Consider the following 13,103-nt stretch of genomic DNA (forward strand, 5'->3'; position numbering starts at 1 on the left):
ATGGCAGTCATACATATTGATGGAACCACTGTCGAAGTAGATAGCGCAGATAACTTGCTGCAAGCATGTTTATCACTCGGCATTGATGTGCCGTATTTTTGTTATCACCCCGCCTTAGGTTCAGTCGGCTCTTGCCGTCAGTGTGCGGTTAAGCAATATCAGTCTAAAGAAGATATGGAAGCGGGTCGCGGTCGCCTCGTGATGTCATGTATGGTCGCTCCGGGCGATGATATGTACATCTCGGTCACCGATGATGAAGCCAAAGCCTTTCGTAAGTCGATGGTTGAGCTGTTGATGATTAACCATCCGCATGACTGTCCAACTTGTGAAGAAGGCGGACATTGTCATTTGCAAGACATGACCTATATGTCAGGTCATAGCCGCCGTCGCTATCGCTTTACTAAGCGTACCCATCATAATCAAGAACTTGGGCCGTTTATCGCTCATGAGATGAACCGCTGTATCGCTTGCTATCGCTGCGTCCGTTTTTATAAAGACTATGCGGGCGGCGAAGATTTGGGCGTTTATGGTTCAAATGAGCGCGTTTATTTTGGTCGTGATAAAGACGGTCAGTTCGAAAGCGAGTTCTCTGGTAACTTAACCGAAGTGTGCCCAACCGGTGTGTTTACCGATAAAACCCACTCTGAGCGCTATAACCGTAAATGGGATATGCAGTATGCGCCAAGCATCTGTCATGGTTGCTCAGCCGGTTGTAATATCTCTCCGGGCGAGCGTTATGGTGAATTACGCCGTATTGAAAACCGCTATAACGGTGAAGTAAACCGTTACTTCTTATGTGACCGCGGTCGCTTTGGTTACGGTTATGTCAATCGCGAAGACCGTCCAACGCAAGCGCTTGAGCTTATCAATGATAAGCACGTTAAAATCAATATCGATTATGCCCTCGATGAAACCATCAAACGTATCAAAGATAAAAAAGTCATCGGTATTGGCTCACCACGTGCCAGCCTTGAGACCAACTTTGCGCTAAAAAACATGGTTGGCTTTGATAACTTTTCAACTGGTTTAAACCATCAGCAGCAAGCACTGGTTAATAAGTGCATTGAAGTATTAAGCACCGAGGGTATTTATAACCCCGGTATGACGGATATTGAAAGCCATGATGCGGTATTGGTACTAGGTGAAGATATCACCCAAACCTCATCACGTGTGGCGCTATCGATTCGTCAAGCGGCAAAAAATGAAGCCATTAAAATGGCTGCTGCTACCAAAACACAATCGTGGTTGGCTGAGCCAGTCAAACGTATTGGTCAAGGTGTACAAAGTCCGGTATACGTCATCGATGTTATCCAAACTAAGCTAGAAGATATCAGTAAAGTCAGCGTCGTTGCGACACCTGAAGATATTACTAAGCTTGGCTTTAAAGTCGCTGATGCGATTGCTGATTTTGCTGATGATTTAGCAGAAATCGCAGAACCAACGTCAGATGACGATGTTAATGGTGATGCTATGCAAGCGTTGGCACAGCAAATTGCTTATGACTTGATTCAAGCCGATAAGCCGTTGGTGGTTTCGGGTACTAGCTTATCATCGACTGCTTTGATAGAAGCAGCAGCACAAATTACCCAAGCATTGAGCCAAAAGCGGGCAGCGATTAAAGCGACTGAGCAGCATCAGGTTGAGGCGCATAATGCTCTAGTTCGTGATAAACAGCTTCGTGATGAGCAGGTTGCAGCCGCTGAAGCACAAGCAACAACCCCTCAACAGAGTGAAGACAAAGACTTATCTGCTAAGCCGAACAAACCTGAAACCGGCGTTGACACAGAAGCGCAAGACGACGTCGAGCGTAAACCGGCAACCAAGCTTGAGCTAAAAGAAGTTAATAAACAATACCATGCGCAAGCTGGTATTTATTTAGCGGTTCCTGATGCCAATAGCATTGGTGTTTGTATGCTTGGCGGTCAATCAGTCGAAGAGTTATTAGCGACTGATTTCGATGTGGTCATCGTTGCTGAAAATCAGTTAACCGATGCCATTGATGCGCACAAATTAAGCCAGCTATTGACTGACAAAACCGTCATCGCCCTTGACCATCAGCTCCTTGATTGGCATAAAGACGTCGATATCGTCTTACCAGCTGCTAGTTTTGCGGAAGCGGATGGTACGCTTATCTCTGCTGAAGGTCGCGCGCAGCGCTTCTTTCAAGTTTATGATAACGAATATTATCATCCGATGAGCAGTATCAAAGAAGGCTGGCGCTGGTTACATGCGGTTCATAGCAGCTTAGAAGGTCGCGATGTCGACTGGACACAGCTTGATGATGTCATCAATGCATTGGTTGCCACCCATCCTAAACTTGCTGGTATTAAGGGCGCTGCTCCGGATGCCGATTACCGTATGACCGGTCTAAAAATTGCCCGTCAGCCGCGCCGCTACTCAGGCCGTACTTCTATGCGTGCACCGGTATCTGTGCATGAGCCGATGCAGCCAAAAGATTTGGATACCGGTTTAACCTTCTCAATGGAAGGCTATAGCGGTAAGCAAACGCCAAGCTCGATGATTCCTTTTGCCAATGCGGCAGGTTGGAACTCACCGCAAGCATGGAATAAATACCAAGATAAAGTCGGTGGTAGCCTCAAAAATGGTGATCCAGGCGTCCGTCTGTTTGATCAATTAGAGCGCTTAGCCACGCGTCAATATGTTGCCCCAGAAGTTACTTCGGTGACGACCACGGATATGCAGCAAGGACAAGCAAAACTGGTACCTATTTATAACCTTTATGCCAGCTCTATGATGGCATCACGTAGCCCCGTCGTTGCTGAGCAATTACCGCTAGCCACATGGCGCGTCGGTATTGATGATGCCAAAGACTGGGGTCTTGCAGCGGGTGATTATCTGGCGATTGAGATTGATAAACAGCAAATCACCTTACCCGTTGAGCTCGTTGGTTACTTAGCAGAAGGTTGTATCGGCTATCCAGTTGGGCAGGTGGATATCATCCATCCGTCAATGCCAGCATCGGTACGTAAAGTTGATGCGCCGGTGACGATGATGGGCAGCATGGCGACTGATAGTACTTTAACCGCCAATACCAATAACCGCGCAACGCCAGTAAGCAGCGCGCCGACCACCACACAGGAGGTGTAATATGCAAGTTACCCGTATTATCCCTGATGTGCCAAGCTTTTTGGCTGGTATGATGACCTTTGATACCTGGTCGATACTCTTTATGGTCGTGCAATCGCTGGTCATCTTTTTGGTGGTCGTCATTGTGGCGGCAATGATGATTATTTATGAGCGCCGCATGCTTGCACTCTGGCAAGACCGTTACGGTCCGAACCGTGTTGGTCCGTTTGGCTCGTTGCAGCTGGTTGCTGATATGCTCAAAATCTTCTTTAAAGAAGATTGGACGCCAAACTTTACCGATAAGTTTATGTTTACCTTGGCGCCAGCGGTTGCCATGTTTACTGCTTTGGCCTCTTTCGCCATTATCCCTATCTCGCCATCCCTTGGCGTTGCTGATTGGGATATCGGTATTTTGTTCTTCTTTGCTATGGCAGGTATTGCTGTCTATGCGGTGATGTTCGGTGGTTGGGCATCGGCCAATAAGTTCTCTTTACTTGGCGGCTTACGTTCTGCGGCGCAAACCATCAGTTATGAAGTCTTTTTGGGCTTATCATTGATGGGTGTGGTTGCACTGACTGGCTCATTTAACCTACGTGAAATCGTTGAATCGCAAATTGACGGCTGGTATATCATTCCGCAATTCTTTGGCTTTTTAACCTTTGTGGTTGCTGGTGTTGCTGTTACCCATAGACATCCATTTGATCAGCCGGAAGCCGAGCAAGAATTGGCCGAAGGTTATCATGTCGAATATTCTGGCATGAAGTTCGGTATGTTCTTTATCGGTGAATATGTCAACGTCGTACTGATTTCTGCGTTGATGACTTGTTTGTTCTTCGGTGGTTGGCTTGCGCCGTTTAATTTAGATATTCCGTTTATTCCACCAGCTTTTTGGTTCATGATTAAGACACTATTCTTTATGACCATGTTTATTTTGGCTCGAGGCTCACTCATGCGTCCGCGCTATGATCAGGTGATGAACTTTGGCTGGAAAGTCTGCCTGCCGGTAACCTTGATTAATCTGTTGGTTACTGCTGCAGTCATTTTGATTTTTTCCCCAACGTTATAGTCATTACTAGTAGCCATTACTAGCCATCACTGATGAACTAGGGTAAAGCTGATAAGGATAATAATCCCATGTTTACTACTATAAAAAAGACCGTCATTGGTATGTTTACCATTGTCCGAAGTATGTGGATGGTCAATAGTCATGCAATCAGGCCACGCGACACCATTCTTTATCCAGAAGTGCCGGTACCTGTACCGCCGCGCTTTCGCGGACGTATCATTTTGTCTCGTGACCCTGATGGTGATGAGCGCTGCGTCGCTTGTAACCTATGTGCTGTGGCATGTCCGGTCGGCTGTATCTCACTGCAAAAAGCAGAACGTGAAGATGGACGCTGGTATCCAGAGTTTTTCCGCATCAACTTTTCACGCTGTATCTTTTGTGGATTGTGTGAAGAGGCGTGTCCGACGACCGCGATTCAGATGACCCCAGACTTTGAGATGGGCGAATATGTCCGTCAAGACTTGGTTTATGAAAAAGAGCATTTGCTGATTTCAGGACCGGGTAAATATCCCGATTATAACTATTATCGCGTGACGGGTATGGCGGTAGCAGATAAACCAAAAGGCGCGGCACAAAATGAAGCTGCACCGATTGATCTAAGGAGCTTGCTACCATGATGAATATTTTAAATAGTCCTGAATTGGCAGGGTTTTATGCGCTGGCAGCGGTGGCAATATTTGCCAGCTTGCGCGTGGTGACCCTCGCCAATCCAGTGCATGCTATTTTATCGATGATTGTGTCGTTATTGGCCATCTCAGGTATTTTCTTTGTATTAGGTGCACCTTTTGCTGGTGCGCTTGAAGTGGTCGTTTATGCCGGTGCCATTATGGTGTTGTTCGTTTTCGTTATTATGATGCTAAATCTCGGCATGAGTAATGATGAGCGCGAAGAGCGCTGGCTTGATGCCAAAACTTGGGCGGTACCGACGGGGCTAACGATTATTATCGCGGTTGTGCTGTATGCGATGATTGGTCTTAACCATAATGAAGCGGCGATGATTGGCGGTACGACGATTTCAGCCAAAGCAGTAGGTACGGCGCTGTTTACCAAATATATTATGCTGATAGAAGTGGCGGCATTGCTCTTATTAGCCGCTTTGGTTGCCGCTTATCATTTGGGTAAAGAGTCTATCGATGATGAGATTGTTGGTAATGCAACCCAAGGTAACGATAGCCGAGGTGCTAGCCAAGCAACCAATCCAAATGTCGCCAGTATCAAACATTACGATGATAACGGCATGCCCATAGATACTGATACGGTAAACGGGGCTGAACCATACGAATATAAAGATGTTGACCCGCATGACTATGTTGGCAAGAAAGTCGGCATGAAAGCAGGTACGCAGGTAGGTGTGAATAAAGTCACGCGCAAGGAGTCGGACTGATGGTACTAGCAGCGAGCGTGGCACAGGAGGTTGCGAATGTGCCGTTTGCCCACGAGGTAGCAGGCTTAGTGCAGCCGGTTGCTGAGGCGCAGAATGTACTGGGTATGATACCCATGAGCCATGGATTGATTTTGGCCGGTATTTTATTTGCGATAGGTCTGTGCGGTGTCATGGTAAGGCGTAATTTCTTATTTATGCTGATGAGCCTTGAGATCATGATGAATGCGACGGCTTTGGCATTTGTGGTCGCAGGTAGCCGCTGGGTTGATCCAGATGGACAGATTATGTTTATCTTTATTCTGACTTTAGCAGCGGCAGAGGCGGCCATTGGTTTGGCAATATTATTGCGGTTTTATCATCAGCGTGGGCATCTTGATGTCGATAGCGCCAATGAGATGAAAGGATGATGTCATGAGTTTATTACCATTAACCTTTATATTCCCGCTCGTTGGCTTTTTGATTTTAGCCTTTATGCGCGACAAGTTAAGCGAGCAGGTAGCAGCGATTGTCGGTGTCGGTAGCATGCTGCTATCAGCACTTTGCACGCTGATTGTCAGCTATACCTTTTTAACAAGCAACCCTGCCGGTACGGTCATCGAGATTCCATTATGGACTTGGTTCCAAGTCGGCGATTTTGCGCCAAGTTTTGGTCTAAGCTTTGATGGCTTAGCATTAACGATGACGGGTGTTATTACCGGTATCGGCTTTTTGATTCATCTGTTTGCCGCATGGTATATGAAAGGTGAAACAGGCTTTGCGCGCTTCTTTAGCTATATGAACTTATTCGTCGCCAGCATGTTATTGCTGGTATTAGCGGATAACTTGTTCTTGCTCTATCTTGGCTGGGAAGGCGTCGGTATCTGTTCTTACTTGCTGATTGGTTTTTATTATCAAGACCGCGCTAATGGTCGGGCAGCGATTAAAGCCTTTACCGTCACCCGCGTTGGTGATGTGTTTTTAGCCTTTGGTCTGTTTTTATTGTTCCGCGAATTTGGCACGCTTAATATTCAAGAGATTATTACCCGTGCGCCGGAAATCTTTGATATTAATAATCCAACGATGATTTTGACCACCATGATGCTCGTTGGTGGAGCGATGGGTAAATCTGCACAGTTACCACTACATACGTGGCTTGCTGATGCGATGGCAGGTCCAACGCCTGTATCGGCTTTGATTCACGCGGCGACGATGGTTACTGCGGGTGTTTATCTGATTGCGCGTCTACATCCATTATTTCTCCTCACACCGGGCGTCTTGTTGTACTGGGTTGGGGCAGTGGGTGCATTGACGCTCGTCGTTGCTGGATTTTGTGCGCTGGTACAAACCGATATTAAACGTATCCTTGCTTATTCGACCATGAGCCAAATCGGCTATATGTTCTTAGCATTGGGCGTTGGCGCATGGCAAGGGGCTATCTTCCACTTGATGACGCATGCTTTCTTTAAAGCATTGCTATTCTTATCATCAGGTGCGGTGATTCTTGCGGTTCATCATGAGCAAAATATCTTTAAGATGGGCGGTTTGCGCAAAAAGATACCGTTAGTATTTTGGTGCTATATCGTCGGTGGCGGAGCGCTTGCGGCGATACCTTGGGTTACCGTTGGTTTCTACTCTAAAGAAGCGATTTTGTGGGAAAGCTACGCAACCGGTCACCAAGTCTTATTCTATATGGGCGTATTCGGTGCGTTCTTAACCGCACTTTATACCTTCCGTATGATTTGGATTATCTTCTTTGGTGAAGAAAAAACCCCTGCGCACAAGCTATCTGGTGTGTCATATTGGCTACCGCTGACAGTATTGCTGGTATTATCAACCGCCGTTGGTGCGTGGATTACGCCACCATTACAAGGCGTATTGCCAGAGAGTGTTGGGCATTTATTAGAAGTGGCTGGTCAAGCACATGACAAACATACGGCGGAATATATCGCCATGGGCGCCATGCTTGCTGGTTTGATTCTCGCAGCATTCTTATATGTCGTCGATAAAGGTCGCATGTTGACCCGCTTTAAGCGCACCTCTATAGGCGCAGCGTTATATCATTGGTGCTATCACGGTATGGGCTTTGATGCGCTATACGATATAGTTTTTGTTAAACCCTTTTTGTTCATCGGCCGCTTATTTAAAGCCGACCCTATCGATAAAACGTGGCTGTTATTACCTAAGCTGGCATCTGCTGGTAACAAGGTATTGTCTGCGACGCAAACAGGGTCACTTCGAGGTTACGCAGCAAGCTTTGGCTTGGGTGTGGCTGTGCTGTTGGTGCTGGTAATGATGACGGTGGTATAAGATGATTGAGTTACAACAAACGTGGATGCTACCAGCATTAATCGCAATTCCTTTTATTGCAGGGTTGCTATGTTGGTTGGTCGAACGCTTTAATAAACGTCTACCGCGCTGGATTGCTTTAATCGGTATGACGTTGACCTTTGCCTTGTCACTAGTGCTGTGGCAGTACGGTGATTATAGCGGTATGAGTCAGCAAGTGATTGCGCCAGATGCAAATGTGCCATGGGTCGCTGAATTCAGTGTGCCGTGGATACCCAGTTTTGGTATCAGCTTTCACTTAGCGTTAGATGGCTTATCGCTATTGATGGTTGGCTTGACAGGTCTGCTTGGTATTGCTGCCGTTGCCTGTTCGTGGAATGAGATTCAACGCCGTGTTGGTTTCTTCCATCTAAACTTGCTCTGGAGCTTGGGCGGCGTTATTGGTGTTTTCTTAGCCATTGATATGTTCTTATTCTTCTTCTTTTGGGAGATGATGCTGGTTCCAATCTACTTCTTGATTGCCATTTGGGGTCATGACGTCGTTGGTAAAACCAAAGAATATGCCGCAACTAAGTTCTTTATTTATACCCAAGCATCTGGTCTTATCATGCTGGTCGGTATTTTGATATTGGTCATTATCAGCTACGCCCAAAAAGGGGTGGTGAGCTTTAATTATAATGACTTGCTCGGTACGTCACTTGGCGGCTGGGAATATCCGATTATGCTGTGCTTCTTTATTGGCTTTGCCGTGAAGTTGCCGATTATTCCATTCCACGGCTGGTTGCCTGACGCGCATGCGCAAGCACCAACCGCAGGTTCGGTGGATTTGGCCGGGGTTTTGATTAAAACTGCCGCTTATGGTTTGATTCGTTTCGTCTTACCATTATTTCCAGCAGCGTCACAAGATTTTGCCCCGATTGCCATGACCTTGGGTACCATTGGTATCTTCTATGGCGCGTGGCTGGCCTTTATGCAAACCGATATGAAGCGCTTGCTTGCTTATACCAGTATCTCGCACATGGGCTTTGTGGTATTGGCAATTTATGCAGGAACTTTACTCAGCTTACAAGGTCTGATGATTCAGATGCTCGCGCACGGTTTAAGCTCAGCGGCACTGTTTATCATGGCAGGGCAGCTATATGAGCGTCTACATACACGTGATTTGACCTTGATGGGCGGTATGTGGGGTCAGTTCCGTTATTATGCGCCGATACTGATGTTCTTCTGTGCCGCTTTATTGGGTATTCCAGGCACAGGTAACTTCATCGGTGAGTTTATGATTTTATTTGGTGCGTTTGCTGATTATCCGGTGTTTGTGGTCTTGGCGACATTCAGCTTGGTATTGGCAGGTTTATACTCGCTTATCTTAATTCATAAAGCGCTATTCGGTACCAACAATATTAAAGAAGTGGCGTTACAAGAAACCAAGTTACACGGTTTGCCGACGCGTCCGTTAAAAGATTTGGGCAAGCGCGAGCTGTCTTTATTATTGATGCTAGCGGCAGGCTTGGTCTGGCTCGGACTGTATCCACAACCGTTCCTTGATACCTCAAGTCACGCGATGCAGTGGATTAATAACGCCTATATATACAGTCAAGTAACACAAGTAGATGCCTCGCAGCTGCTTGATGCAATGGAGGCACGTTAAGTCATGAACGATTTTACGATGAATGATTTGATGGGGCTGCTGCCTTATGCACCAATCATTGCGGTAGTCATTACGGTATTGGTGGTGATGGTTGCCATCACTATTAAACGCTCACATATGATGACCGGTACTATCTCGGTCGTCGGTCTGAATGTCGGTTTGTTTACCTTGCTTGGACAAATGGCAGGCATTATCGATAGTGGGCCTTTAGTACCAACGGCGGAGCAGTTATTTGTTATTGATAACTTTGCCCAGTTTAATATGGTGGTTATCTTTATCTGTGCATTAGCCTGCTTTACGCTGTCTTATGCCTATTTAGCTGATTTAAAAGATCATAAAGAAGAGCTATATTTATTGATGCTGCTATCAACCGTTGGCGCTTTGCTCATGGTCAGTGCTCAGCATTTAGCCTCATTCTTTATGAGCCTTGAGATGCTATCGATACCGCTATACGGCATGCTGGCATATACTTATATGCGTAAACGCTCGCTTGAGTCGGGGCTGAAGTACTTAGTGTTATCAGCGACGGCATCAGCAACACTACTAATGGGTATGGCGTTTATTTATGCAGAAGTAGGTTCGCTTGCCTTTAAACCTATCAGTATGACGTTGGTTGATCTCTTTGAGTCGCCGCTGTTGATTTTAGGGGCTGCAATGATGATGTTTGGTATTGCCTTTAAATTGTCGGCAGCACCGTTTCATATGTGGACGCCAGATGTTTATGAGGGCGCACCAGCACCTATCGCTACTTATTTAGCTTCGGTATCAAAAGTGGCAATGATGGCGTTGGCAGTTCGTTTCTTAATTGATACGTCGTTATTGGCACTGCCATCGGTACAGATGCTGCTTATGGTCATGGCAACCTTGTCGATCTTGGTGGGTAACTTACTAGCTGTCCGTCAGACTAGCCTTAAACGTCTACTTGGTTATTCGTCTATTGCCCATATGGGTTATGTGCTTATCGTGATTGTTAGCATTGGTTCTGCCGCTGATAGTATCTCAAGCATGTATATGGCGATTTATGCCTTTACCTCTATTGGTGCCTTTGGTGTCGTAACCTTGATGTCGAGCCCTTATCGCTTGGCTGGTGAAGCCGATGAGCTGACCCATTACCAAGGGCTATTCTGGCGCCGTCCAGTATTGACCGCTGTTATGACGATTATGATGTTGTCATTAGCAGGTATTCCATTGACCGCAGGCTTTATTACCAAGCTATTTGCGATTCTTGCCGCCGTACAAGGTACCAACTGGTTCTTGGCTGCGATGATTATCTTGGGTAGTGCCATCGGTCTATTTTATTACTTACGCGTTATGCTCACGCTATTTAAACGTCCAAAACAATTTATTGAATTTGACGTCTCGAAGCAGTGGGGTCTGCGTACCGGTGGTATTATGGTCATCGCCGTCACCGCTATCATTGTGTTCTTCGGTGTGCTACCGAACAGTATGATTGAATGGGCAAGTTTGGCTCGTATATGGTAATGGCATCATAGATATGAGTTAAGTATCAGTATTAATGTCAGGTAAGACGCCGCATTCTTATGGCGCTGCTTATCTGCTGTTACGGTTAGAAAACCAAGGTGCGCCAGCTTTATGATAAGCTTGGCGCATCTTTTAGTTTGACCCCTTTAAAAATTCATAAAAATAGCCATCTACACTAGAGTAGCCATAATTATTAATAAAAAAAGAAGGTAAGTCATTATTATGAGTGACAATATTCAAAAAGTAACGGTGCTCAGTAAAACCACGTGGACGCCCAACCTATTTAGCTTTACCGTCAGTCGTCCTGATAGTTTTAAATTTACCGCTGGGCAATTTGTGCGTTTGGGCGTTAATCCCAGTCAATTAAAATACTATAAGCAGTTGAGTGCAGTAGCTGATACTGATGATGACGATGAAGAGCTGAACGAAACACTGAATGAGGATATCTTCCGCGCCTATTCGATTGTATCGTCACCCTTTGATGAGATATTAGAATTCTTCTCTATTGTCATCCCTGATGGCGCTTTTACTTCGCAGCTGCAACACCTAGAGGTAGGCGATGAGCTGTTATTAAACACCATGCCATTTGGCTTTTTAACCTTGGCGCGTTATCAAAAACCACTACCAAAAGACTTATGGCTGCTGGCGACGGGTACAGGCTTAGCACCTTTTTTATCGATGCTGCAAGATTTAAAAACATGGGAAGATTACGAGCATATCGTACTTGCTTATAGTGCGCGCTCAACAGAAGAATTGGCTTATATCGACAAGATTGAAAGCTTACAAGAAGACTTTGGCTCCTTGGTTGATAATCCAGCCAAGTTGATTTTTATACCTATCGTGACTCGTGAAGCTGTCGAAGGGGCTTTGACAGAACGTCTGCCAAAACTCTTATTAGATGGAACGCTACAAGAGCGCGCCGGTATTGCTTTAGATGTCGATAGCACCCACGTTATGCTCTGTGGCAACCCAGATATGGTAGAAGATACCAAAGAGACGTTAAAGCGCTTAGGACTGGTGATGAATCGCCGCGGCGAAGGCAATATCGCAGTAGAAAACTACTGGTAGTCTTGTGATTGTCCTGAATCTACTATAGACGGGCTTCATTAAAAAAGCGCTGACCTTTAAAGACAATAATCTTTAAGGGTTAGCGCTTTTTTATGGATGGCATTTAGTTAGCTTGTATTTCAATATAGTCAATATTTTATAAAATGAATATAGTGCTACTGGTATAGATTTTGCGCAGCCTCTGTCTGCGTAGGCACAGCAAGCAAGAAAAATTTATACCAATAGCACGTTAGAATATTCGTACTTATTTTATTTGGGACTGGTTATATAAGTTTAAAATTGATTTTAGACCTGACTTGGCTCCGTAGCATCCGCAATCGGATTGATAGGACCTTGCATCAGCTGCGGCTCATCTTTATCACTAATGATATCTTCGTTAGCACTACTGGCTAGTAGGTCACGATAATTGATTTGCGTTTTAAGCACCAGTTGCTCTTCTTCAAGCTCGCCGTAATTGACCTGTACCTTATGTAAGGTGCTGATGATTTTCTTATTCTTTTTCAGCCAGCGATTGATATCAAGATAGATGACTTCCTCTTTGGCACGGGCAATATTGATATAAGACAAAATGAAGCCTAACGGGTCTTTTTTCAGTACGCTATGATAAAACCAGATAAAAAGCTTGATACCTTGGCGCTTGATAAAGGATTCGCAGCGTAGATTAAGGACGTCGGTATAAGTCTGCTGACCAAACACAAGGCGCTGAACGTTGCGATCAAGTTGTACATGAACCAAGCTAAAATTACTCGCCACCTCCGCATAGATACCGCCAGCATCGACGGTACAATACAGGCGAAACCAGTCATCATGTATCTCAACGCGCAGCTCTAAAATGGCTTTGACATTGTCTGTGACAAACTTTTGTAGGGCATCGTTGACGTAGGTTTGGGCAACCGGCAAGGATATCTCATCCTCAAGCTTATCGGTGGTTTTGTTATAAATGTTTTTAATCGCTTGGGTAAGACGCTCCCAGCCATCACTAAATGACTCGTCAAAACGGTAGCCAATATTTTCAAAGAATTCATCAAAACTGTCTGAATCATTCATATTGTCCATATTATCAAAGTTACTCAAACTTATTATCCTTATAATGATGGGGGTCG

At 45.5% G+C, this 13,103-nt stretch carries 10 protein-coding genes; 9 read left to right on the forward strand and 1 reads right to left on the reverse strand.

Features of this window, described 5'->3' with window-relative positions; genetic code table 11:
* The 9 genes from nuoG to JMX50_RS05300 all read left to right on the forward strand — a co-directional run bounded on the left by nuoG (position 1) and on the right by JMX50_RS05300 (position 12,000).
* Positions 1–3,108 (forward strand): NADH-quinone oxidoreductase subunit NuoG, encoded by a 3,108-nt coding sequence (gene nuoG / locus JMX50_RS05260; RefSeq protein WP_201628729.1) that lies wholly within the window; start codon positions 1–3, stop codon positions 3,106–3,108.
* A 49-nt stretch (positions 3,109–3,157) separates the two neighbouring features.
* On the forward strand, positions 3,158–4,153 hold the full coding sequence (gene nuoH / locus JMX50_RS05265) for an NADH-quinone oxidoreductase subunit NuoH (RefSeq protein WP_201562763.1): 996 nt from the start codon (positions 3,158–3,160) through the stop codon (positions 4,151–4,153).
* A 68-nt stretch (positions 4,154–4,221) separates the two neighbouring features.
* Entirely contained in the window at positions 4,222–4,770 is a 549-nt protein-coding gene (nuoI, locus tag JMX50_RS05270; RefSeq protein WP_079691073.1) for an NADH-quinone oxidoreductase subunit NuoI, read from the forward strand.
* Positions 4,767–5,537 (forward strand): NADH-quinone oxidoreductase subunit J, encoded by a 771-nt coding sequence (nuoJ, locus tag JMX50_RS05275; RefSeq protein WP_201628730.1) that lies wholly within the window; start codon positions 4,767–4,769, stop codon positions 5,535–5,537. The genes nuoI and nuoJ overlap by 4 nt, the downstream gene beginning before the upstream one ends.
* A gap of 98 nt (positions 5,538–5,635) precedes the next feature.
* Positions 5,636–5,944 (forward strand): NADH-quinone oxidoreductase subunit NuoK, encoded by a 309-nt coding sequence (gene nuoK / locus JMX50_RS05280; protein ID WP_045445153.1) that lies wholly within the window; start codon positions 5,636–5,638, stop codon positions 5,942–5,944.
* Positions 5,945–5,948: 4 nt separating this feature from the next.
* Positions 5,949–7,823 (forward strand): NADH-quinone oxidoreductase subunit L, encoded by a 1,875-nt coding sequence (gene nuoL, locus JMX50_RS05285; RefSeq protein WP_201628731.1) that lies wholly within the window; start codon positions 5,949–5,951, stop codon positions 7,821–7,823.
* A gap of 1 nt (position 7,824) precedes the next feature.
* Positions 7,825–9,450: an NADH-quinone oxidoreductase subunit M gene (gene nuoM, locus JMX50_RS05290; RefSeq protein ID WP_201628732.1), complete on the forward strand. Its 1,626-nt coding sequence runs from the start codon at positions 7,825–7,827 to the stop codon at positions 9,448–9,450.
* A 3-nt stretch (positions 9,451–9,453) separates the two neighbouring features.
* The gene (locus JMX50_RS05295) at positions 9,454–10,932 is read left to right on the forward strand and encodes an NADH-quinone oxidoreductase subunit N (RefSeq protein WP_201625253.1); all 1,479 of its coding nucleotides are present in this window, start codon (positions 9,454–9,456) and stop codon (positions 10,930–10,932) included.
* A gap of 222 nt (positions 10,933–11,154) precedes the next feature.
* On the forward strand, positions 11,155–12,000 hold the full coding sequence (locus tag JMX50_RS05300) for a ferredoxin--NADP reductase (RefSeq protein WP_201628733.1): 846 nt from the start codon (positions 11,155–11,157) through the stop codon (positions 11,998–12,000).
* Between the two features lie 285 nt (positions 12,001–12,285).
* Here JMX50_RS05300 and JMX50_RS05305 read toward each other — a convergent pair whose 3' ends face one another.
* Positions 12,286–13,056, reverse strand: coding sequence for a hypothetical protein (locus tag JMX50_RS05305; RefSeq protein ID WP_201628912.1), 771 nt, complete (start codon positions 13,054–13,056; stop codon positions 12,286–12,288).
* Positions 13,057–13,103: the final 47 nt, after the last annotated feature.

The sequence above is a fragment of the Psychrobacter maritimus genome, from assembly GCF_904846345.1.
Classification (GTDB): domain Bacteria; phylum Pseudomonadota; class Gammaproteobacteria; order Pseudomonadales; family Moraxellaceae; genus Psychrobacter; species Psychrobacter maritimus.